18 protein-coding genes and 1 pseudogene are annotated in these 24,370 nt (G+C 41.0%); 11 read left to right on the top strand and 8 right to left on the bottom strand.

Going from position 1 to position 24,370, the window contains the following annotated elements; genetic code table 11:
- Positions 1 to 80 precede the first annotated feature (80 nt).
- The 3 genes from A4S05_RS09000 to A4S05_RS08990 all read left to right on the top strand — a co-directional run bounded on the left by A4S05_RS09000 (position 81) and on the right by A4S05_RS08990 (position 5,918).
- The gene (locus tag A4S05_RS09000; RefSeq protein WP_069069489.1) at positions 81 to 2,456 is read left to right on the top strand and encodes a response regulator; all 2,376 of its coding nucleotides are present in this window, start codon (positions 81 to 83) and stop codon (positions 2,454 to 2,456) included.
- 629 nt (positions 2,457 to 3,085) lie between these two features.
- A complete protein-coding gene (locus A4S05_RS08995) occupies positions 3,086 to 3,517 on the top strand; it encodes a pyridoxamine 5'-phosphate oxidase family protein (protein ID WP_256090888.1) in 432 nt (143 codons plus the stop codon).
- 271 nt (positions 3,518 to 3,788) lie between these two features.
- Positions 3,789 to 5,918, top strand: coding sequence for a heavy metal translocating P-type ATPase (locus A4S05_RS08990; RefSeq protein ID WP_069069487.1), 2,130 nt, complete (start codon positions 3,789 to 3,791; stop codon positions 5,916 to 5,918).
- Between the two features lie 140 nt (positions 5,919 to 6,058).
- Here A4S05_RS08990 and rppB read toward each other — a convergent pair whose 3' ends face one another.
- Positions 6,059 to 7,459, bottom strand: coding sequence for a two-component system sensor histidine kinase RppB (gene rppB, locus A4S05_RS08985; RefSeq protein ID WP_069069486.1), 1,401 nt, complete (start codon positions 7,457 to 7,459; stop codon positions 6,059 to 6,061).
- A complete protein-coding gene (rppA, locus tag A4S05_RS08980) occupies positions 7,446 to 8,198 on the bottom strand; it encodes a two-component system response regulator RppA (protein WP_069069485.1) in 753 nt (250 codons plus the stop codon). The genes rppB and rppA overlap by 14 nt, the downstream gene beginning before the upstream one ends.
- 1,002 nt (positions 8,199 to 9,200) lie before the next feature.
- On the opposite strand from rppA, the gene A4S05_RS08975 reads away from it, so the two are divergent.
- Both A4S05_RS08975 and A4S05_RS08970 read left to right on the top strand, forming a co-directional pair.
- Positions 9,201 to 10,295, top strand: coding sequence for a cysteine synthase family protein (locus A4S05_RS08975; protein WP_069069566.1), 1,095 nt, complete (start codon positions 9,201 to 9,203; stop codon positions 10,293 to 10,295).
- A 29-nt stretch (positions 10,296 to 10,324) separates the two neighbouring features.
- Positions 10,325 to 11,653 (top strand): hypothetical protein, encoded by a 1,329-nt coding sequence (locus A4S05_RS08970; protein ID WP_069069484.1) that lies wholly within the window; start codon positions 10,325 to 10,327, stop codon positions 11,651 to 11,653.
- A gap of 734 nt (positions 11,654 to 12,387) precedes the next feature.
- Here A4S05_RS08970 and A4S05_RS08965 read toward each other — a convergent pair.
- The 6 genes and pseudogenes from A4S05_RS08965 to A4S05_RS08940 form a co-directional block, all read right to left on the bottom strand.
- Positions 12,388 to 14,025, bottom strand: a complete 1,638-nt coding sequence (locus A4S05_RS08965; RefSeq protein WP_069069483.1) for an iron uptake porin — start codon at positions 14,023 to 14,025, stop codon at positions 12,388 to 12,390.
- A 255-nt stretch (positions 14,026 to 14,280) separates the two neighbouring features.
- Positions 14,281 to 14,766 carry a DUF2808 domain-containing protein gene (locus A4S05_RS08960; protein WP_069069482.1) on the bottom strand — a complete coding sequence of 162 codons (486 nt, stop codon included), beginning with the start codon at positions 14,764 to 14,766 and terminating at the stop codon, positions 14,281 to 14,283.
- 110 nt (positions 14,767 to 14,876) lie between these two features.
- Positions 14,877 to 15,362 (bottom strand): DUF2808 domain-containing protein, encoded by a 486-nt coding sequence (locus A4S05_RS08955; RefSeq protein ID WP_069069481.1) that lies wholly within the window; start codon positions 15,360 to 15,362, stop codon positions 14,877 to 14,879.
- A gap of 278 nt (positions 15,363 to 15,640) precedes the next feature.
- The gene (locus A4S05_RS08950; RefSeq protein WP_069069480.1) at positions 15,641 to 16,120 is read right to left on the bottom strand and encodes a DUF2808 domain-containing protein; all 480 of its coding nucleotides are present in this window, start codon (positions 16,118 to 16,120) and stop codon (positions 15,641 to 15,643) included.
- A gap of 755 nt (positions 16,121 to 16,875) precedes the next feature.
- The gene (locus A4S05_RS08945) at positions 16,876 to 17,808 is read right to left on the bottom strand and encodes a hypothetical protein (protein WP_069069479.1); all 933 of its coding nucleotides are present in this window, start codon (positions 17,806 to 17,808) and stop codon (positions 16,876 to 16,878) included.
- A gap of 100 nt (positions 17,809 to 17,908) precedes the next feature.
- Positions 17,909 to 18,193, bottom strand: a pseudogene (locus A4S05_RS08940) (cell division protein FtsH); the annotation flags it as partial.
- A gap of 765 nt (positions 18,194 to 18,958) precedes the next feature.
- Here A4S05_RS08940 and A4S05_RS08935 point away from each other — a divergent pair.
- The 6 genes from A4S05_RS08935 to A4S05_RS08910 all read left to right on the top strand — a co-directional run bounded on the left by A4S05_RS08935 (position 18,959) and on the right by A4S05_RS08910 (position 24,314).
- Positions 18,959 to 21,220 (top strand): heavy metal translocating P-type ATPase, encoded by a 2,262-nt coding sequence (locus A4S05_RS08935; protein WP_069069477.1) that lies wholly within the window; start codon positions 18,959 to 18,961, stop codon positions 21,218 to 21,220.
- Positions 21,221 to 21,231: 11 nt separating this feature from the next.
- Complete coding sequence (locus A4S05_RS08930; RefSeq protein WP_084227039.1) at positions 21,232 to 22,137, top strand: cupredoxin domain-containing protein; 906 nt, start codon at positions 21,232 to 21,234, stop codon at positions 22,135 to 22,137.
- A 109-nt stretch (positions 22,138 to 22,246) separates the two neighbouring features.
- Positions 22,247 to 22,660 (top strand): heavy metal-responsive transcriptional regulator, encoded by a 414-nt coding sequence (locus tag A4S05_RS08925; protein ID WP_069069476.1) that lies wholly within the window; start codon positions 22,247 to 22,249, stop codon positions 22,658 to 22,660.
- A 236-nt stretch (positions 22,661 to 22,896) separates the two neighbouring features.
- On the top strand, positions 22,897 to 23,091 hold the full coding sequence (locus A4S05_RS08920; protein ID WP_069069475.1) for a heavy-metal-associated domain-containing protein: 195 nt from the start codon (positions 22,897 to 22,899) through the stop codon (positions 23,089 to 23,091).
- A gap of 106 nt (positions 23,092 to 23,197) precedes the next feature.
- A complete protein-coding gene (locus tag A4S05_RS08915) occupies positions 23,198 to 23,392 on the top strand; it encodes a hypothetical protein (RefSeq protein ID WP_069069474.1) in 195 nt (64 codons plus the stop codon).
- 43 nt (positions 23,393 to 23,435) lie between these two features.
- Positions 23,436 to 24,314, top strand: coding sequence for a hypothetical protein (locus tag A4S05_RS08910; RefSeq protein WP_069069473.1), 879 nt, complete (start codon positions 23,436 to 23,438; stop codon positions 24,312 to 24,314).
- Positions 24,315 to 24,370: the final 56 nt, after the last annotated feature.

Genomic DNA, 24,370 nt, shown 5'->3' with positions numbered 1-24,370 from the left:
ATCTCCAATTATCGTTAACTTTAGATAGAAGTATGCGGACTCCGTGATTACCGCGCTCAACCTGTAAAGGAGTTAGCCCTATGAAAATTTTGGTGGTAGAAGATGATCAGGCAAATGCCGACATGCTTACTTGTATTCTCTACAACCAAAATTACACGGTTGAAGTCGCTAACGATGGAGAGGTTGCTTGGGAACTGATTGTCGTTTATGACTATGATTTATTACTGATAGATATTACGCTCCCTCATTTAGACGGAATAAGTCTCTGCCGTAGAATCAGAACGCACAGCTATCAAATGCCAATTCTACTGGTTACTGGGCGAAGCAGTAGCCACGACCAAGCAATCGGGCTAGATGCAGGTGCCGATGCATACATCGTGAAACCGTTCGATCATGAGGTATTGATTGCTGAAATTCGAGCCTTGCTGCGTCGCAAAGGAACAGCTTTTCAATCTGTGCTGGAGTGGGGTAGTTTGCGGCTTGATCCGGCAACTCGTGAAGTCACTTATGCAGGGCAACCTCTATGCTTGAGTCCCAAGGAGTTTTCGATACTAGAGTTTTTTTTGCGGAATGGTCGTCGAGTCTTTACCTACAGCGTGATTTTGGATCAACTCTGGGCTTATGAGGAGACTCCCGGCGAAGATGCCGTAAGAACTCATATTAAGGGGCTACGGCAGAAATTTAGGAGAGTCGGCGCTCCCACAGATTTGATTGAAACGGTTTATGGGCTAGGTTATCGGCTTAAACCCTTGGAAGCGATCGCCGATTCAATCAGCACGGATCAATTCACGTCTTCTCAGGGGACTCAACCGATTCAACAACAAACCCTCAGTGCCTTATCGAAAGTTTGGGATCGCTTCAAAACCAGAGTAGATGAACAGGTCAGAATACTAGAGCAAGCAAGTGCAGCTTTGATGCAACAGATGCTGAGTCCAGATATTCAACAACAGGCATCTCAGGAAGCTCACACCCTATCAGACTCACTTGCAACCTTTGGGTTGTCCGAAGGCTCTCGAATCGCTGAAAAAATTGAACAACTGCTACGCGTCAACGAATCTTTGAAATCGGATCAAACCCTCTGCCTTTGCGAACTGGTGACCGCCCTGCGTCAAGAAATCGATCGCGCATCGAACGACTTAACTACAGAACAGAGCGAACAGGAAGAGTCTGTGTTTGCGAATGAGCGTCCTCTATTATTGATCATTGATGCCGATCGCCAACTGGCGGAACAGTTAGTGAATGAAGCTGTGAACTGGGGATTTCGGAGCGCGATCGCGACGACTCTTTCCGAAGCCGAAACGAAAATTGAGCAGGATGCGCCTACCGTTGTGCTACTTGATCCCGACATTACTCATCCTACAACAGATAGTTTAAGACTACTGGCAAAGCTCAGTCATCAAACTCCTGCTGTGCCAGTTATCGTTTTAACCAGTCACGATCAATTAACCGATCGCCTAGAAGTTGCCCAACTCGGCGGACATGGTTTTTTACACAAACCCTTGCCCCCGGCTCATGTGCTGAAAACGGTCGCTCAAGCGGCGCAACGAGCAGAGGCAGCAAAGCAACGGGTGATGGTCATCGATGACGATCCCCAGATTCTCGCAACTTTAAAGGGGTTTCTAGAACCCTGGGGATTGAGCGTAACAACGCTGAATGATCCTCAACGATTTTGGGAAACGCTAGAATCCTGCTCACCCGATCTGCTGATTCTAGATATGAAAATGCCTGCGTTGAGCGGTGTTGAGCTTTGCCAGATTATCCGCAACGACTCACACTGGGGTCACTTGCCGATCATTTTTTTGACAGCGCATACTGATGCCACGATCATTAATCAAGTGTTTTCAGTGGGTGCAGATGACTTTGTGAGCAAGCCGATCATGAATCCAGAATTGGTCAGTCGTATTATCAATCGACTGGAGCGGATCAAACTCCTTCAAAATGCTGCTGAGACTGATCATTTGACCAAACTCTCTAATCGCCGTAAGTCAACTCAAGACTTAAACAAATATCTTCAACTTGCAAATCAACAGAATCAGCCGCTCTGTCTAGCAGTTCTGGACTTAGACAATTTCAAGGAGATCAACGATCGTCATGGGTACAATACTGGCGACATGGTGATGCGTCAGTGGGGACAGTTGCTCCGGCAGACTTTTAGGCAAAATGCAGTCATTGCTCGCTGGGAGAGCGATGAATTTGTGGTTGCCTTATCTAGCATGATTAAGGCAGATGGCATTCAAAGACTCACTCAATTATTAGCAACGCTCCACCACAGACAATTTGTTGCTCCTGATCAGACTCAATTTCGGATTACATTTAGTGCTGGAATTGCTCAATATCCAGATGATGGAACGGATTTGCATTCTCTTTATCAAGCCGCATCCGAAGCCTTGCATCAGTCTAAAGTTGCTGGGTGTGCCTGTATTTTTTCTGTGGGAGGCTCTAGAGTGTCAGTCTAGTAGAAAGTATTGACAAATAAAAGAAATTGTGATATGGAAATTTGGTGATTTCTGTAGTAAAAGTTTGCGAAATATGAGCAAGAACATGGAGATTGTGGACAACAGCTATGTGTCGAAGATCAATACTTTGGCAAAGGCTCAGTAAGCAAAAGATTTTTGCGTAAATCAATGTAAGTAGTAAGATAAAATTAATTACACAAATTTCGACCTGAAACCCTTATCCAGTCTAAAATCTAACGTATAAATATTTCTGTGCGATTACTTGACAGGCTTTGTCTCCCTGCCGAATGGCACACTTGAAAAGTCGAAACACAAGTGGTTTAAGCAGTTTGCAATTGCTTACTCCTTCATGCCGGGGTTTCGTCATCAAGGAGTAAGCTTTTGGGCGACATTTACGGACTCGTGCTTCGCTTCTACCTGGACGAAAACTCAAACTTTTCTTATCTCCTCATAAGTTCCTCAGATTGTTTTTTTACAGTCAAAGTGGGTATGTAAAGACTGTTGCATACAAACGCCCCCGAACGCGCGCATTCTGGCATTGGGGAAGTTTTTGTGTATCAGACAGTTTAAGTGGCGAACGATAATTTTGAAATCAGCGATGGAGAACAGTAATGTTAGATATCGATGAAATGAGCACAAAAGAGATCCATGATCTCTTGCAAAAAGTAGGACATGGTCATCTTGGCTGTGTAGGTGAAGGGCATCCGTATGTTGTGCCTATGCACTATTATCTCAAAGACTCAGAAATATATATTTTCACAACGGTCGGAATGAAGACTCAGTACATGGATGTAAATCCATCAGTCTGTTTGCAAGTTGAAGAAGTCCACGATCTAGAGCATTGGCGCAGCGTGACTGTGACAGGTCGAGCCGAACACATCACTCTTCAGCAGGATATTGATCGCGTGATGCAATTTGTCAAAACGAAAAACCCAACGCTTTCGCCTGCGATCAATCGCACCTGGATTGATGCCTGGGGTCGTGCAGAGGTTATGGCGCTCTACCGTATCCATCCCAGTGAGATGAGTGGACGCACCACTGATGGCATCAGCAGTCACTGAAAATCGAAGATTTTAGACAAGATTATGCTGAAGGCTGATTTGAGTTCTGCGTTAGCGTAAAGCCTGCGGCATGGCTTCGCTTAACGTGCAGCGTTCCGTAGGAAAGGTATCGCTCGCCATTTGTATCTTAAGCTGGCGTGATTATACCAATATGCCCGACTTGCCAAGCGTCTTGGGGCATAGAAGTTTAGTAACTCTCTAAAATTTCGCCTTAGTTTCATCATAAAAATCTGATAGTCAAGACATCGCAGCAAACCAGGAGGATTTATTTGTGAACCACGATCACCATAATCATCAGCAAACGCAGCCCAAGCCGGGAAACGCTGGGCACGATGAACATGGAAAGCAAGTTAAAAAGAATCCGCCTGACCCTGACCCACACGGCAACCAAGAGGGACGCAATCAACACGCCGGGCATGATCAACACACGGGGCACGATAAACACGCTGGACACAGCCCTGAGATTTTCAAACGACGTTTCTTTGTTTGTCTCCTGCTAACGCTGCCCGTTCTCTATTTTGCGCCAATGTTTCAGGATTGGTTTAACTATCAAGCTATCCAGTTTCCGGGTGTGAATTGGGTTATTCCAATTTTCTCAACTATTATTTATTTCTATGGTGGCTGGGTTTTTCTGAAGGGAGCCTACTACGAACTCCGCAGTAAAATTGGCATGATGACTCTGGTTGCTCTAGCCATCACCGTGGCGTTTATCTACAGTGTGGCAGTGACTTTCGGATTGAAGGGAGATTCTTTCTACTGGGAACTGGCAACCTTAGTCGATATCATGTTGCTTGGTCACTGGATGGAAATGGCTTCTGTGCAGGGAGCCAGCAATGCGCTAGGAGCGCTTGCAAAATTAGTCCCTTCTGTCGCTCACAAGCAGGTGAATGGGCGGAGCGAAGATGTCCAGGTAAGTACATTAGTTGAGGGAGATCTCATTCTGGTTCGTCCGGGCGAACAAGTCCCGATCGATGGTGAGATCGTAGACGGTACTTCTAACGTCAATGAATCTTTTCTAACTGGGGAGTCGCGCCCAGTGGTCAAAAAAGCCCAGGACGAAGCGATCGCCGGAGCAGTCAATGGAGAAGGTGCGCTGACAATCAAGGTGACTCGCACCGGAGATAACACCACCTTGAGCCAAATTATGCGGATGGTCGAGGAAGCGCAGACCTCTAAAAGTAAATTTCAATCAGTCGCCGATCGACTTGCGTATTGGCTCACGTTCATCGCGATCGGGATCGCTACGCTAGCATTTGTCGTTTGGCTATCTGTTAAACCAGATGATCTAACCTTTGCAGTGAGTCGTGCGGTTACTGTATTAGTGATTGCTTGCCCTCACGCGTTAGGGTTAGCAGTCCCTTTAGTGCTGGTCAATGCTACAACAATGTCTGCTAAAAATGGCATCCTGGTGAGAGACCGAGCAGCGTTTGAACGTGCCAAAAGCATTAAAACAATCGCCTTCGATAAGACTGGGACATTGACGACAGGACATTTTGGCGTGCAACGAATTTATACAGATAGTATAGATGAGTTAAAAGCTTTGGGCATTTCTGCTTCCCTAGAATCTTTATCAGAACACCCCCTCGGACAATCGATCGTAGAAGAAGCCAGCCATCGAAAACTCCAGCTTTCAAAAGCCAGTGACTTCAAAGCAGTTCCCGGTCAGGGCGTTGAAGGCGTAGTAGACGGTCAGCGCTATCGGGTTGGCAGACCAGAATGGGTTCAGGAGTTGAAATTGCAGTTTCCGCCAGAGTTGGAAAAGGGACTACAAGAACGTGAATCTCGTGGTGAAAGTGCAATCGTCCTGATGGACGACAAGCAAGTTCTCGCCCTATTCGGGTTAGCAGACCAGGTGCGGGCATCTGCACGAGAAGCGGTTGTAAAATTACAGAAAATGGACGTGCAGGTGGTAATGATTACAGGCGATGCCGAAGCGGTTGCCAAGGCTGTTGCTGGAGATTTGCAGATTGATCGCTACTATGCTCGTGTCCTACCACAGGATAAAGCTGCGCTAATTCATCGGCTCAAAGCTGAGAAGCCGACCGCCTTTGTGGGCGATGGCATCAATGATGCACCTGCTTTAACCGAGTCAGATTTAGGACTGGCGATCGGAGCCGGAACCAATGTTGCGATCGAATCTGCCGATCTAATCTTAGTTAAAAGCGATCCGCTTGATGCAACTTACGCGCTTAAACTTGCGAAAGCTACCTACAGTAAAATGGCTCAGAACTTGTTATGGGCAGCTGGGTACAACGTTGTTGCCATTCCATTAGCAGCAGGAGTTGGCTACCCATTCGGCATTCTATTAACACCAGCAATAGCTGCCATACTGATGAGCGTTTCGACAGTTGTTGTTTCATTTAATGCAATGTCGTTACGTGGCATTCGTTTGCATGATTGAGTACATCAGAACAAATCTCAATCGAGACGGAGTAATATAAGTTACCTCCTAGATGCAGAAGCCATTTCACTGCTTCAAAACTACTCACACCCCTAATCAGGGTAGAGTTGAACTAAAAAGTTTTTTGTAAGCATCTGTCTTTAAGGATAAAACATTTTAAATGGGTAAATAGAGCGAACGGTTTTAAGTGCGGGTATATTAAAAGGTAGCTTAATAGTGAAAGTGCTACCTTCACCTAAGTTACTTTGCACATCTATGCTGCCGTGGTGTGACTGAATAATTGCTTGCGCGATCGCTAATCCCAATCCAGAACCGCCAGTGCTACGGGAGCGATCGCTACTCACTCGATAAAAGCGATCAAAAATTCGAGTCAGTTCGTGTTTTGGGATACCAATGCCTGTATCTTGAACTTTAATTACAGCATGATAGTCATTACAATCTAAGAAAACTGTTACTTCGCCTCCTCTGGGTGTGTATTGAATTGCATTGACAATTAAATTAGAAAATAAGCGATAAAGCTGGTCAGCATTACCTATAATATTCAGAGGTTGATGCACTTGTATTGAAGATGTCAGCTTTACGTCTGCGGCATTTGCGATCGCTTCAAATTCCTCAACTAAATCGCTAACAATATCATTTAGACAACAATTTTCACGTTGTAATTTTTGGGCTTGTTTATCTAAACGTGCTAACATTAATAAATCAACAACCAAAGTAGTTAGCCGTTGATTTTGACGTTGTATAGTTTGTAAAATATCCCTTGTCTCTTCTTCATCTATTTGGGACATTAAAAGTGCCGATTCCACCGTTGCACCTGTTGCAGCTAAAGGCGTTCGTAATTCATGTGCTACGTCTGCTGTAAACTGTTGAATTTGTCGATAGGATTGATAAATTGGCTGCATAGCTAATCCTGATAGCCACCAACTAGCAGCAGCAGTCATACCCATTGCAATTAACAACCCTAATACCGAAACTAATTTCACACTATCCAAGTAATGATTAAACTCTTGTAGACTTCGCCCTACTTGCATATATCCCCAGTCTTGATAATTTTGGGTATGCAGTGATAAAGTAATTTGATGGTAATCTTTGCCTTTGCTGTCTTTGAGAAATTGCCAAGTTTTTTGATTAAAAACGTCAGGTAATCCTTCTGGATAATAACCAGCAGTAGCAATTAATTTTCCCGAAGTATCAAAAAAACGTATATAGTAGCTACTTTTAGTAACGATCCCAAGAAGATGACGTTTAGAATCTGGCTGTTGTTGAATACAATTAGTAGCTCCAGTTCTACATTTATCTATATTTGGGAATAACTGATGTGCCAATGGTTCTAAACGTCCAGGTGACTGTAGCTTTAGTTCGATACTATCGTGTAATGTTCCTGCTACAGACTCGATTTCACTGTCCAAAGCTACTACATGGGCATGGAACACAGCACGGTAAAAACCGAAAGCAAATATGCTTAAAATTAAACCCATAACGATGGCATAATATAGAGCCAACCGAATGCGGGTGAGTCGAAACAGCTTATTCTGATTCATTGGTGAAATTCAAACGATATCCCATACCATGCAAAGTTTCAATCAAGTTAGGACAGTCGCTATTGGTGAGTTTGCGACGTAACAAACGTATTTGCGCCGCCACTACATTGCTATTAGATTCTGCATTAACTTCCCAAATCTGGTTACGAATTTGTTCGGTAGTAACAATTTGGTTGGGATGCTTCATAAAATACTCTAGCAGTTGGAACTCTTTATTAGTTAAAGAAATTCTTTGCTGTTCACCCGTAGTATTTTGTCTTACAACTGTGCTATTGCCATAATCTAGAGTCAAGTTACCAACAGTCAATTGTTGAGGTTGGAAATGCGGAGAGCGACGCTGCAAAGCCCGCAATCGTGCCAGTAATTCTACCATGCTAAAGGGCTTTACTAGGTAATCGTCAGCACCAGCATCTAATCCGGCAACTTTATCTTCCATTCTATCTTTAGCAGTTAACATCAAGATAGGAAGAGGATTACCTTTGTAACGTAGTCTTTTACACAATTCTAAACCAGTAATTCCAGGAAGCATCCAATCGAGAATCGCTACTGTATATTGTGCCGAGCTATTTTCTAAGTAAGCCCATGCTTCAGTACCATCCATTACCCAATCAACTAAGTACTTTTGTTGATTTAAGGTGCGCTTAATAGCAGCCCCCAAATCCGGCTCATCTTCGACTAGCAGCACCCTCATATCAAATTGAGTAGTTAAAGGTTCGTTGTAAATTTGTGACTTAAGCATAGTTTGCAATAGGGATATCCCTATAAATAGGTTGACACTTAGATATGAAATTAGGATGAAATTCTTAAGAATTAGAATTAAGCTATATAAAACCTAACAGTAGGCTAGTATCTTAGCGATACATAATTAAAGAGAAAAGACTCAGTAGACCAACTTGCCAAAATAGGGTGTGAACTTAGTTTGAGGAGTTATAGAAACTAAGTTTTGCAAGATATCTATTGAGTCAATAATAATTTTGACACGTAAATATGAAATTAAGATGAAATTCCAACTATCTCAATAACATTTATAAAATTTGCTGTCATTAATTAGTTGATGTGCAAGTGAAGTTAGCATTCAACTTCTAACTAAAGTTAGAAGTTATAACAATAAATATTGCAACTAATTCTAATTTATACATATGCATTGAATATCAACTTGTTATGTTTATCAAAAAAAAGTTTCATGATTTAAAAGTCAGAATTAGCACATAAATTCTGTGCAAATGGCGAGTGAATAAATGGTGAAATGCCACATAACTTTTTTAAGTGTGTGGACTTCAATTAGTGGGTAATTCAGACCCACCAGTAATTAATTATGACTCCTGAATTCTGAATCTTTCTTCAAATTATACAACAATGATAAGTCAATTAGATGACAAGAACACATGATGAATACTGAACTTGGGAAATTATTAAAGACAAAATAGAAAATTTCATCTTGATTTCATATTTCTCCTTCAAGATAAAAAATAGGTTGATTCCATAATGGATATCAATATTTTTGTGGACATGACTTAAAGGCTTGCTCAGGTAGTTATCGAACAGACCTAATTGATATTTACTTTTGGTCAAATTGAAACAGATTTAGGCGGTGATGAGCTATACAAGCAATAGTCACTACAATTCGTATCGTCAATAAAACAATGTAGTAGTGATATTGCAAATAAAAATCCGCTCCAATGAGCAAGTTAATTCAGCCCTGATAATTCCTACTAATTTTTGAATTTTTTGGATGGTAAATATGAATCAGCTTGCAAAATCTTCATCATTCGAGAACGTTTCTAACTGTCAATGGAACAATCATAGTAAATGGAAAAAGATTACTGCCGCTGATGTTACCGAGGCAATAGGAAATGTACCGATTGTAAAACTCAAGAATATTTCTCCTGTATGTGTTGTCTCAGAATGTTTCTTGAAGTTAGAGAGCTGTAATCCCGGAGGTTCTATTAAGGAGAAAAATGCAGTCTATCTCGTGACGCGTGCAGAGGAGGAAGGGCTTCTTATACCTGGTGGTACGATTATCGAGTCAAGTTCAGGAAATTTCGGCGTTGGTCTGGCTATGGTAGGAGCAGTCCGAGGGTATCGAGTGATTATTGTCGTCGATGCAAAAACTGCTCCACCCTTTAGACGAATGCTGAAAGCATACGGTGCTGAACTTGTGGATGTACCGCTACATGAGGCAGACGAATCAGGCTCGATGCAAAAGGCAAGAATGAAACGAGCGCGTGAGCTTGCCGCAACTATTCCTCATGCTTGGTATCCATGCCAGCACTTAAATCCTCTGAATACTGAGGCCCACTCATACTATACTGCGCGTGAGATTGAAGCTCACTTTTCCTCCGACCTTGATGCTGTAGTGGTGGGTGTTAGCACTGCGGGACAAATAATGGGAATTGCTCGTTATCTTCGACCGCAATTTCCAGAAATACGTATTGTTGGCGTTGATGTTGAGGGTTCAGTCATTATGGGAACCCCAGCAAAACCATACAAGATGACAGGTGTTGGGTTATCGTTCTTTCCACCTAATCTGGAGCTTTCGCTGCTTAATCGTGCTTATGTGATACCAGAGGCGCTTGCTTACTCTGTGTGTCATGCACTGGCACGTCGTGAGGGATTGCTTCTGGGTGCTTCCACAGGGGCAATTGTGGCCGGTGGCTTACATCTGGCGCGTTCTCTTGGTGCTGGTGCGCGGGTTCTAATGATCAATCCAGACCGAGGGGATAGATATCTTGAAACAGTCTACGACGACCATTGGCTTGACCGTTATGGATTTACCCTTAAACAAGGAGAGCATCTTGATGATGCGATCGCCTCATTGACTCCTGTGTATTTTTAGTGACTCATTATATAGTGCTGAAAAATTTCATGAACACCTCACCCCAGCAAGAACAGGAAGGTAATAAAATAGCTTCCCAGCGATCGCTATTGATGTTACTTGCTCAGTTCATACCTCTTTCCTTAACTGATGTGGCAATGACTCTCGGCGATCCACTTCAGACTGCTGCACTCAGTCGCTTGGCCTTTCCGCAAGAGACATTAGCCGGAGTTGGGGTAGTCAAAGGGGTTGCCGTATTTCTAGAAAGCCCCATTATCATGATTCTTCATGCCTCAACCGCTCTTGGAGGGCAAGTCAAATCTCGCCGCGCACTTTGGCAATTTACAGTAATTGCGGGACTTTCTCTCAGTGGTATCTTCCTTTTACTCACTTGGGAGCCTTTGTATAACTGGCTTCTTTTAGAGGTATTTGGTGTTAGCCCATTTATTGCAGCGCAAGGGAGAACTGCTTTTTTATTGATGTTCCTGTGGCCTTTCGTTATTGCTTGGCGACGATTCTTTCAAGGGCTGCTTATCCGCGCTCAAAAGAGCGTGGCTGTAGGATGGGCAGGTGTGGCGCGATTGACTTGGGTAATTGTAGCGCTGACAGTGGGGGTTAGTCTTAGAAGTGACGGGGCATTTCTTGCAGGTATCACCATGATGGGAGCCATACTTATTGAAGCAGTATTGGTCACATGGTTTTGTTTGCGTCTTGGCGCTATTTCTATTCTCAACCAGCAAGTAAATTCTGAAACTAAGAAACTGCCTAAAACTTTTCGAGGAGTCACATTTTACTATCTTCCTTTAGCCTCAACAATGCTTATTGTTTGGGGTGCAAGGGCAATACTCTTAAGTCTCATTGCTCGTTCATTCGATGGCAGTCTTGCACTTGCTGTGTGGCCTGCTGCTTGGGGGTTAGTTCTTTCGATTGCTAACGGTACACGCATGATTCAACAAGTAGTGATTGCTGTCTATGAAGAAACTTCCAGGCGGACACTGGTTGCTTTTGTGGTTCTTGTGGGTTTGGGCTTTACTGTAATACCAATTTTTCTTGGGTTTACAGACAAAGGGTTCTTGTTACTTGGTCAGTTTTTGGGAAATAATACATCTCTTGTGGAAGCATCTCGTCCGGTTGTACAAATACTGTCATTTTTCCCTCTGCTCCTAGCACTGCAAAATACGTTTCAAGGGCTGCTTATTCACCGAGCAAAGAACTGGTTCATCAACCTTGCAACATTAGTTGCCGCAGCTTTCACCCTGATAGTATGTGGAAGTCTGATTTTTACTAGACATAACGGAGCGACTTCAGCAGCGTATGGAATGCTTGCGGGTACTGTCAGCGAAATTATAGTGCTTTTTTTCGCACTGCAACGTAAATAAGAGAGTCAAAATACAGGCAGTACTTTTTCCTTACAGAAGGATAGGAAATTGAAAAATTTCGATTCTTCTGCATTTTTGGTGAAAAGATATATACTTTGCGATCGCAAAGTATACAGCGCTTCCGGCTATTATGCAATATAGTTTTCTCCTTACCCCTCTCCTATCATCGCTTTCAGCTTTTAGGATGTACCTTATAGCTGCCGGAAGTGCTGTATCGTTTACTAAGCAACTGATAGAGTTAACAGGATATACGCTACTATTACTATCAGCTAAGTAAAAAGCTTTAGCGCCACATAACTCTTAAAAATCTAGTAAATTTACTTAAAACTATACAAGTTTCATCTTTAGTGATTTTAATATATAAGTTTTTATTATTTTATCTAAAATCAAAGTAGTAAATTATTAACATTTAGAAAAAACTCAATAGACCTCATTGCCATAAGTGATTGTAATTTGGTGTGAGCAAAAGTCAGTTAGAGAAGTTCTGGAAACTAACTAACTGCTAGCAAGAAATCTATTGAGTTATCTTTATTGTGACAAATCAGTATGAAATTAAGATGAAATATCAAGCTATCTCAGAAAATTTAAAATTTATACTTGCCTAAATAATACAACACCCTAATCGCAAGATTAGAGTGTTGTATTTAACACATACTACTAGACAGAATTAGAACTTAAAAACAGTTCTATGTATTGATGACAACACTATTACTGAAATCATGATGATAGCAGTTTTAAAAAGTGAAAGTAGTACGCAGTGTACCAACATAAACAGTATCGTTTGTGTCATTATGCTCAGGATTGAAGATGACTAACAAACCGGGGGTAACGGCAATATTATCAGTGAGTTGTAGTTTGTACAGCCCCTCCAAGTGATAGGATGTGCCGTCATCTTCACGACGAACACCGTTTGCTTGGATAAAATCGTTGTCAGTCGCTTTAGGTGGTTGACCAAAAATAAAACCAAGCACGTTACCTTGTTTGCCAAAGTCTCTGAAAGAAAGGGTCGTAGCCCAGTAGTTAAAGTCTGCTTCATCACCCTCTCGAGCGCCATTCTTAGCTTCTGCGTTGCTAAAACCATACCAACCACCAATAGTAATATTAGTGCTTAGTTTAAAGCTAGCTTCTACACCGTAGTGGTTAGCAGTTAAAGTAGCACCTTGAAAGGGGTTATTTGCATAGACGCTGCCTGTGGAGCTAAATAGGTTAATCTGTCCTCCATTTTGGTAGGTACGAGCGTAGGTCAAACCAACATTTAATGCCTGAGTGGGCTGGAAAGATATCTGACCAAAGGCTGCATAGGAACCATCGAAAAGACCGGAACCATCGCTAGGATCGTTAGCTCTGCCAGCTAGATAAGCTACAGATGCAGTGAAAGCTCCTTTGGGATTGAAGATTAGGGTCGCACCTGCACCGCCCTCTCCTTGACGATAAATGGGGCTGAACCGACCATAGCGGGAAATAGAACCTTTACCGCTGCTTTGAAGGTCAGGGTTGAAGGTGTTAATGCTGTTTTCGTACAACAAACCACCGGCAGCATCAAACTGGACGCGCACTGCATCGCTCAGGTTAAAAGCGTAGTTAACTTTATCGATTAAAGCATCGTTATTTTCATTCCCGTCAAACGATAGACGGGTCATGTTTGTACCCGTTACATTCGTACCGTATGGGCTAATATTCCGGCTTTGGATACGAATTTCTAAATTGTCTTTTCCAGTAAAACTAGAGTTCAATTTCAGACGAACCCGGTTAGCAAAAATAGTATTGGTGTCTAAGTCGGGAGCCGTAGCCTGATCAACACCAGAGGAAACCGCCCTCTGATCGCTGCCAAAAACATCAGACACGTTAAAAATTGCTTCCCCAGTCAGCTTGGTAGTAGTGGAGAATTGATTAGCTTCTAGTTCAGAAGTGCGAGCTTCTAAGGAATCCACACGACCGCGCAGAGTTGCCAGTTCAGCGGAAAATTCTTCTTGTAAGCGCTGTAAGGTAGCTAAATCTTGCTTGCTTACCAGGTCTGCTGTAGCAGTGGCAATCAATTCGTTAACTCGGTCTAAACAGGCGTTCAAACCAGCGGCAAATTCATAACGCGTCAAAGCACGGTTGCCACGATAGGTACTATTGGGATAGCCTGCAATACAACCGTAGCGTTCAACTAAAGACTGCAAGGCTTGGAATGCCCAGTCTGTGGGTTGTACGTCAGAAAACTGAGAAACTGATGTGACTTGACCGAAGTTGTCTGATTGGGCAGTCAACTGGTCTACAGTTATTACCTGTTCGTTAGCCTCAGCTGCTAAGGCGCTGTTAGCAGCGAAAAATATAGCGGCAACAATAACTGGACTGAGCCTTAGAACATTCCAGAATGGTTTGGTCATGATTCTTTTTTCACTCACACCTAAATTTGATTCCGACATGATTTCTTGTCTCTTCAAACCTGAAAATCTATTTACAGGATTCACTCCTATAACTAGATTCTCAGAGCATGATGAAATTAGGATGAAATCACAGGTTAATGATAGGTTAATGAATCAAAAAACCACCAAACACGCATCTATCACAATTTACATCCCTACTTCTGTCAACATGACATCCCTAGACACCAGCTCCTTACACTCTAAGAATTGCTCTGCCTAAGGGTAGGTCTGAATCAGAGCTAGACCAAGTGGAATTTCTTGCGTGAATCCAACTTGATTGGCATAGACTTGGTACTGCCAAGTTGCACCATAGCCTGGTTCATAGGTTTGAGTATTGACTCCTCTCATTAAAATTGAGAGTTTTGTCTCAGGGTCTATTGGTTGTGAAAAAGCTACTGTAGCTTTTTGTCCATTAATAGAAACTGTCGTGGGAATTTTTTGCCCTGATTGATTTTTTACCTCAATTCCTCTATCAATTTTCACTCCTTCAGGCAAATTAATTGTAAGTCCTGCCAGAGGTTTACCCTGCACATGAACTTCAAATTTGTGAGTAGCATCTGTGGCATAAGTAGTATTAGGATTAGCAGCACTTTTCATTAAATGGGAAGCGCTAAAATCACCTGGTTTACCGCTTGCAAAAACAGCATCAACTGAAGATGTAAATGCCAGTGTGAATACAACAGCATAAATCAATTTTTTCATTTTGATTATCCTCAAAACCTAGTTCAATTTCCTTTCTATTATCAGTTTGACATTCACAGATGAAATCTCAATGAAATCCCATAGTTTATTACTGAAAAAATAATGTTGCATTAGTAAGTACGAAACCAAGCAACACCTATGGGAATTTCTGCATCAATGCCAACCTCTCTAGCTGAGAAGCTGTAGACAGAACCATTACCAAGATTTCGTCTTTTTATTTTGTTAAGGTAAACATTAAACTTAGTGTTAGGAGCAACTGGTTCGGCGAAAGCTAGTAGTATTGTTTTACCGTTGACAGATACATTAGTGTTAATTTTCTGCCCCTTTTCATCCACGACATCGATATCGTAAATGTTATTACTTATAGTTACATTGTCTGGAACTTTGACAAGTAGTTGGGTGACAGCTTTGCTATTTTGGGGAATGTGCAACCGGAAAGTATGTCTAAAAATTCCCCAGCGTATGGGAGGGAATTGTGAATTTCCATCAATATGGGGAACCCTACCATCATCTGTTCTAGCACTTACATAGTTAGGAGCAAAAATAGCTGTGCTACTCAGAGTCAATACAATGGCGTAAATCAATGACCTCTTCATATTTATCTCCAAAATAATTAAACACGTTAGTTAAAGTGCAGGTTCATGCATTGTGAGTGAATCTGCTCTTAATAGATAGATCAAAACTTGGCAAAGCCATATTTAACTACCCCTTGATACAGCCGTTAATCAGGAGAAGTAGGTAGTTAGCTTGCCCTTATCAAGTTCAAATCGTCGGTGATGTTTTGCTAAAGAGGTATCCTACCTCTATCTACTAGCATGACAAGTCATAATGAAATCAAGATGAAATTTCAGCAATTATCGTTAAAATCTATAAATTAAAGTGTGGAAAATTGAGCTACACCTACAGGAATTTCTACGTCACTACCAATGACTTTAACCGAAAGATGAAAGATAGAAGTAGAACCAAGAGTTGATTGATATACTTTGTTAAGATTTATTAGCAAATTAGTAGTGTTAGAAGTAACTGGTTCAGGAAAATCTATAATAATTCTTCTACTATTTAAAGAAATATTAATTTTTATTTTTTGACCTTTATCATCCAAGACATCAATATCATTAGTTACAGCTACTGTGGATGGAGCATCAATAATTAGCTGCGAAAGAGCCTTACCCTTTTTAGGAACGTGTAACTGGAAGGCCAATTTAACGAATTGCCAACCAGCAGGAGTAGATTGGGTATTATTTTCAATACTAGCAACCTTATTATTATCTATTTTCGCATTTGCATAGTTAGGAGAAATAAAAGTTGTGGTAGCCAGAATACATACAGCAGCATAAATCAATGTTTTCTTCATCTTGACTGTTAAATTAACAAACTATCTCAACTAGATTGCAGATTTATTCTCAGCGAATTAACCTTTACAAAACCAGTTTGACAGGTCACTATGAAATTAAGATGAAATAACCAAGTTGAAAAAAGAAATTTAAGATTGCAAAGCACAAGTTAACTTTTACATGCACTGTAGTATCACCAAAACTGCAACGTTCTTCTGTGCCACCTCCTTTGGGTCTAATACGCACAACATTGTACATTTCCAGTATGACTTGCATACGTTACAATACCAAATTGCCTTTGGTTGTCATTCTGAGCGTAGCGTCTCACAGAAAAGAAACTTACTAAAGGTTTGGCTACACTGATTTTCGCTCATTTTTAAACAATATAACCTATCTCGATTTGGTATAAATGTTATTATAAAAATTCCAGATAAAATTAAGATGAAATAAATTGCTTTACTTTCATATGCGATAAAAAAATGGGCTTATATTTGTACTATAAGCCCATCAGAGTTATGAAACATGAGGAACATGTTCTTAATATTTATTATAAATAAATAAAATGAAATTAAGATGAAATTTTACAGTTTATTTGCTCATTAAGTTAGATTCATTCTAAAAAACCTGATTATATAGTTTTGCTTAATTAATAATATAAATATAGGCTTTAAGCCATACCAGAGTGGCACAACTAAAAAGCCTAAAATGACTACTAAACCATAAATTTAGACGACTAAATTTTAGTATTTGAGCATCAGGATAAAATTTGAGATACCTATTGTACGTCTACCCAAAAATCAGCAGTAATAATCCTCTCATTTCGATTAAATTGCCCCCACATTTTATATTTTCCTGGTTTCGGGAAACTAGTTATAAAATGAACCTCAGCAGCTGGAGTATTTTTCATCGCATGAGCATGAATATAGTCTGCTTGTGTTAACGGCGATGACTGCTTGAGGATGACTAAATGCCCTCTTTCTCCTAAATAAGGTTTCAAATCTTTCAGCGGTTGGTTGCTAGCAGCATCTTGTAAATTGAAAATTAAGTGAACTTCTTGTCCAGTTTTGATTGTGGGTTGAGATAACTTGAGATTAGCTTTAGTATTACCAAAAGTCTTTGTAGTAGCTAAATCAATCTTGGGTGCAGTTGGACTGTTACCTGGAACTTCTGCTTTTAACACCGAAACTTGTTCTGCTTTTCCTGCTACTTTGTAATCGCTGAAAAGGCTGTAGCTGCCTGGATGGGGAAAATTAGCTTCGACTTCAAAGCGTCCATTCCCTTTATATATGGGATGAATATGATTAAAAGATTGAAGGTCATCACTGACAACAATTAGATGCATTAATTTTTCTTGGAATTGATCAAAATTAGCAATTGCTTTACCTTCTTTGTCTGTTACATCAATCGCTAAAGGTACAGGTATTTTAGGAGTAATTTTAGCGGGAAGGGTTATCTTTACGATTGCGTTGGCTGATTCTAACTTAGAATGACCAGAATGCTCTTCTTGAGAGTTATTAATATTATGACCATCATGAGAATTTTTCTCAGCCTTTGGTGCTTGAGAACCACTCATATTGTGACTCGCAGGGGAATTAACATTACTCACAGTGGTAGAGCGTGGTGTTTCACCAGATTTAACTTGTGAGGCGCAAGCTTGAGTGATAACAAGAGTTGAAGTGATAGCAAGTGCAGTAAAAAAATCCTTCATTTTTTTCTCGAATTAGTAACTGTAAGTTGGAAAAAACACCAGAACCAAAATATTTTGCATATTTTGTGTAAATATTATAAGAGCCTCCTCAGTAAAATGTCCCACAAACAAGCGTGGCAATTCGAGTACAGATTTCATCTTTTGCTATCAGGAAGTAGTTCTCTTCTGATAGTTGCAAGGTGTAACCCAAAGCTCTTACGCCACAAGGAACAATAGAAATTTTCTCCACTTTGCCAGCCCCAGGCATTAAGGCTCCTACAATGGGGTGATCTTCTTCATAGTAAACAACAGTTTTTTCCTCTATCTCGTTGAGAACGTAGGACTTTTGCTGTAAACCTGTACTCATTCGTTCAATCGCTTCATTAAAATTAGCCATCGTTACTGCATATATATATGTTGTGTTTGTCGTCCACAGCTAAAGAGAGAACCCTATAACCAAGTTCTCACACGGAAATGAAATTAAGATGAAATACTTTGCCAACTTTCACTTTAAAGATAGCAGGTAAGACTCCTATATCACACACAAATGAAATCAAGATGAAATTTTTGCAAAACTTTGTTTTAAAATTTGATAGGTTAGGTGTAGCGTAAAACTGCTTTATCATATCAAGATGAAACCAAGATGAAATTGCTGAATAAAAGTGTTTTTGATTTTAAAATGAACTTTTATCAAAACTTATAGCTACTTGCATAAATTCTTGGAATGAGCCGTATAAATAACTAGAAGTTAACAATCTCAGTAACTCACAAAGTTTTTTATAACCCTTGCCACATGGACATTACAAGAAAACACTTAGACATTAAACAGTGACTGATTAATCAGCGTTTCAGGCAATACCGTTAGTTAACACAAAGCGGTAAGCGCTAGCCATGCTTCAGGCTTATCGCCTTTAAACAAACGCTGCTTCCCCCAATTTACGATGCCTGAAACCCTTATTATTGCGTCAGTTTGCGAAAGTTTGTGATCTAGTCTATCTATTGATAGCAATTTGAGCCACATATTCACCATCTACATCTCTAAGTGTAAGCATTGATAATACTGTATCAATATGCGCTTAAAAAAAAATTTCAGCACGACTCTTGACTCTCCAGTGTACTGGAGCATTCAAGATGAAATTAGTTAGCGCCATTTAGTCATTGGAGTAGTCAGATGGAGAATACCACACTCAAACTGCGCGGCATGAGTTGCGCCTCTTGTGCCAACAGCGTTGAAGACGCGATTAATTCTGTCCCCGGTGTCAATGAATGTATCGTGAATTTTGGAGCAGAACAGGCAACAGTTGAATATGACCCTAGAAGAACTGATTTAGAAGCCATTCAAGAGGCGATAGATGCAGCTGGTTATTCTGCTTACCCACTCCAAGAACAAAATCTGATGACGGGAGAAGATGATGCTGAAAAAAGACATCGCTTAAGAGAATCCCGCGATTTAATCCGAAAAGTGACGGTAGGGGGCATCATTAGCATTGTATTGGTCATTGGGTCGCTGCCAATGATGACAGGGTTGCACTTACCCTTTATCCCAGCATGGTTGCATAATCCTTGGGTGCAGTTGATACTCACTACTCCAGTACAGTTCTGGTGTGGTTACTCTTTCTACATCAATGGTTGGAAAGCTTTAAAACGTCATGCTGCCACAATGGATACCCTAATTGCTTTGGGTACAAGTGCAGCATATTTTTATTCGCTATTTCCCACATTATTTCCCAGCTTTTTCATCAATCAGGGGTTAACACCAGATGTGTATTATGAAACTGCTGCTGTCGTCATTACCCTGATTTTGCTAGGCAGACTATTTGAAAATCGTGCTAAAGGACAAACCTCAGAAGCTATCCGTAAGCTGATTGGGTTACAAGCTAAAACAGCGCGTTTGATTCGCAATGGACGAGAAGTAGATGTCCCAATTGAAGAAGTAATTATTGGAGATGTGATACTGGTTCGTCCTGGCGAGAAAATTCCTGTTGACGGGGAAGTAATTGAGGGAGCATCCACAATTGATGAAGGGATGGTAACAGGGGAAAGCGTGCCTGTCAAAAAGCAACCAGGCGATGAAGTGATTGGAGCTACCATCAACAAAACTGGGAGTTTCAAGTTTCGGGCAACACGAGTCGGAAGTGACACTGTACTGGCGCAGATTGTCCAATTAGTACAGCAGGCACAGGGTTCTAAAGCCCCAATTCAGAGATTAGCAGACCAAGTAACTGGATGGTTTGTGCCTGCGGTAATTGCGATCGCACTGCTCACTTTCATCATTTGGTTTAATTTTACAGGTAACGTGACTTTGGCGCTGATTACCACGGTTGGGGTACTAATTATCGCCTGTCCTTGTGCGCTGGGTTTAGCTACACCAACATCTGTAATGGTAGGAACGGGTAAAGGTGCAGAAAATGGCATTTTGATTAAAGGTGCTGAAAGCTTGGAACTGGCGCACAAAATTCAAACAATTGTGCTGGATAAAACTGGAACCATCACTCAAGGTAAACCAACAGTTACGGATTTTGTCACCGTCAATGGTACTGCTAATGGTAATGAGATGAGGTTGGTGCAACTTACGGCATCTGTGGAACGCAATTCTGAACATCCGTTGGCAGAAGCTGTTGTCAGATATGCCCAATCTCAAGAAGTGGAATTAGCTCCGGTCAAGGAATTTGAGGCAATTACAGGCAGTGGTGTACAGGGTATAGTTTCTGGTCATCTTGTGCAAATTGGTACGCAACGATGGATGTCAGAATTAGGCATTGATGCTCAAGGCTTACAACAAGATAAAGAGCGTTTGGAGTATCTGGGCAAAACCGCGATTTGGATTACGGTTGACGGACAAATTCAGGGATTGATGGGTATTTCTGATGCCATCAAACCCACCTCCATACAGGCAATTCGCGCTTTGCAAAAACTGGGTTTAGAGGTAGTTATGCTCACAGGTGATAATTACCGTACCGCAGAAACTATTGCTCGTGAAGTTGGTATCAAGCGTGTTTTGGCAGAAGTCCGCCCCGATCAAAAAGCTGCCACAGTGCAGAAATTGCAATCGGAAGGAAAGATTGTCGCAATGGTAGGTGATGGTATTAATGATGCACCAGCCCTAGCCCAAGCCGATGTGGGAATGGCAATTGGCACCGGGACAGACGTAGCGATCGCAGCTAGTGACATCACACTTATCTCCGGGGACTTGCGAAGTATTGTCACTGCCATTCAACTCAGCCGCGCTACGATTCGCAACATCCGGCAAAACTTATTTTTTGCTTTCATTTACAACGTTGCTGGCATTCCAATCGCTGCTGGTATTCTCTTCCCTATCTTCGGTTGGTTGCTTAACCCCATCATTGCTGGTGCAGCAATGGCATTTAGTTCGGTTTCAGTTGTGACAAATGCCCTACGTCTGCGGAAATTTCAAGCTAAACCAGTAGCATAAGGAGGTAGCAAATGTTGAGTAAAGTAATTCTTGGCAGTATAGTAAGCTTGGGATTGGTATTCAGTGTTGCCTCGGATAAAGTAGTTGCACAGATGAATCATCAAATGCCAGCTACCGAGCAATCGCAGACAACTCAGTTCCGCCGCATTGAGCAACCATTCTGGGTAAAAGGTGCAGTTACAACAGCCGGCTTAGGGTTAATCGGACTAGAAATCTGGTGGTTTCTCCTAAGTAAACCAAAGTCCCAAAAAGCCGAAGCCCATGATGGGATTCAAGAAATTGATATTACTGTAGATGGAGGCTACGAACCTAGTCGAATTCTAGTCAATGCAGGTCAAAGAGTCCGCCTTAATTTCCTACGCCGTGACCCTAGTAGTTGTCTTGAAGAAATACGCCTACCTGATTTCCATATCGCCAAAGACCTACCACTCAACCAGGTCACATCCATTGAGTTCACACCAGACAAAGCAGGTACTTATACCTTCAACTGCGGTATGAATATGTTCCGAGGAGTGATAGAAGTTCAATCTTCTGACTCGACTGCAAAAGCAACCCCAGTAACTACTTCTCAAGCTACTCACCATATTCAACCACAGCTTTCTGTGCCTACAGAGTCAGCAACAAAAGCATTGAAAACACTAGAAGGTACTCAAGAAGCGACTGTTACGGTTGAAAAGGGTTATAAACCGGAGCGAGTAATTGTAGAGGCGGGACAACCAGTAAGATTGGACTTCCAACGTCACAATTTGAGCAAGTGTTTTGATAAATTGCTAATACCGGACTTTGACTTAGCCGTTGACCTTGCTCCTAACCAAACCACTTCAGTGGAATTTACACCTAAGTATCCTGGTGAATATCAGTTCACCTGCGGGATGAAAATGTATCGTGGTGTTGTGGAAGTAAAGCCTGCCACATAATCCAGTAGCAAATAATTAGCAAGATGATCCTGTTCTCACTTGACTCTCCAGTTAACTGGAGAGTTTAAGATAAGGTAAATAAACTTATTTAACATGAGAGCAGCTAAGTATGTTAGTCCAAGAAGCACCAAAACTCATCGGTAATGTTGCTAAGTCTAGCGGTGTACCAATTAAAACTATTCGCTATTATGAGGAGCTAGGTTTACTCAGGTCATTAGGGAGAACCGAGGGTGGATTTAGATTATTTAACTCTGATGTTTTAGAGCGACTTCACTTTATTAAACGTGCCCAAAGTCTGGGATTGACCTTATCAGAAATTAAGGATTTTTTGAATGTTCACGACGGAGGTGAATTACCATGCGTACATATAAAAGCTAAACTGCAAGATAAGATAACAGCCATTGATGAACAAATTCAGCAATTACTGATTCTGAGACAAGAATTATCAGGGCTAGTTTCTGGTTGGGAGACAATACCTGAAAATCCTGAACAAACAATTTGTCCTATTATTGAAAGAAATTAAACAATCAAGCTGTCCGTTTGATTTTTTGTCAGCATATCAACGCATTAATCTAAGTTGATATGCTGATTTTATATTGATATAAATTATTTATAAATAAATTAGTTGTTTTTTCAATTTTACCTCTTGACTCTCCCGTAAGCTGGAGAGATTAAACTAATTTTAGTTGAGTAGATTAATCGTATATCTACTCAACGATTTTCAGAAAATTAGTTATCCTCAATAAGGAATTTAATCCTATGACGCTGCAACTAACGGTTCCTAAACTGGCTTGTTCTGCTTGCGCGAATACTATCACCAAAGCAATTCAATCAATTGATTCTACAGCAACAGTGCAAGCTGATACAAAAACAAAAATTGTCAGTATAGAAACTCAAGCACCTGAAACTAAAATTAAAGAAGTAATAGCTGCCATAGGCTATCCATCTGTTTAGGTTTTTGAGTTTATTCTACTATCAGTAGTCAGCATTGAATGAACTGCTGATAGTCAAATATTCATTTCAGAAAAGTCCTTCTGCTTTTAGAAGAGAGGTGACTTATATGAGTTTACTTTTTCTGATTCCACTGACGATTGGTTTAGCAGTTAGTTATTTGTTTAAAAATTCTAGTGACGACATGGCAGAATTAACAAGTTTATCTACAGTTGCTTGCCTAATTGTCAGTTTAATATTAGCACCTTGGCAACTAAAAGTTGTGGTTCTAATTCTTGCCATATTAACTCCCCAGACGAATTGAGACTTTTGAATAACTTCAATTATTAAAAAATGGAGCAAAATCAATGAATCGATTTATGAATGCAATTGCTATAACTACTACTTTGATACTGGCTCAAAGTTGCTCCTTATTAGTTAGAGACGAAGGGAAACCAATATCTGCTGCCACACATCAGCATGAGGAGCATTCGATGGGTGAGATAAATCACAGAGAACATTCAACAAGTGGCGCGGGTGATGAGAAGAAAGCATTGACTCAGGCAAAACTCAAAGTTCTAAGCATCATTACCCCCAATAAAAGTATTCCTATATTGATTGATGTTCAAGATTTGAATGGGAAAGTGGTTGCAAATTTTGACATTTTCCAAGAAAAGCTAATGCACCTCATTCTTGTCAGCGATGATCTTCAGTTTTTCAGTCATCTTCATCCGACATATAAGGAAAATGGGCAGTTTGAAGTTGCAGCCCGTTTTCCGCAAGCAGGCAATTACACATTTTTTAGTGACTACAAACCTGCTGGTCAAACAGAACAAATTTCAGTGTTGAAAACACAAGTTCCTGGAAACAGTATTGCAGCCCCAGAAATTAACCTAAATCGCAATAAAACTTTCAATGATACTAAAGTCAATCTCGCTCTTTCTGAACCCACTGTGAAAGCAGGGAAAGAAGTCACTTTAATGTTTAAATTACAAGATACTTCTAACAATCAACCGCTTACAGACTTGCAGCCATACTTAGGAGAAAGAGGACATTTAGTCATCTTACGGCAGTCAACTTCATTGAAAGCAGCAGATTACATTCATGCTCACGCGCTAAAAGATGCTCCTGCTGGACAGGTTCATTTTATGACTAGCTTTCCTCAACCAGGAAAGTATAAGCTCTGGGGTCAGTTTAATCGCAATGGCAAAATCGTCACAGCTGATTTTTGGATAAATGCTGTTTAATTTAGCTGATGTTTTATCAGTAAGGCGAGAAGTGCCGAACTCCCGTGCTTCTAACT

The organism is Nostoc sp. KVJ20, assembly GCF_001712795.1.
Classification (GTDB): Bacteria; Cyanobacteriota; Cyanobacteriia; order Cyanobacteriales; family Nostocaceae; genus Nostoc.
This window is presented reverse-complemented; position numbering and strand designations above follow the sequence as displayed.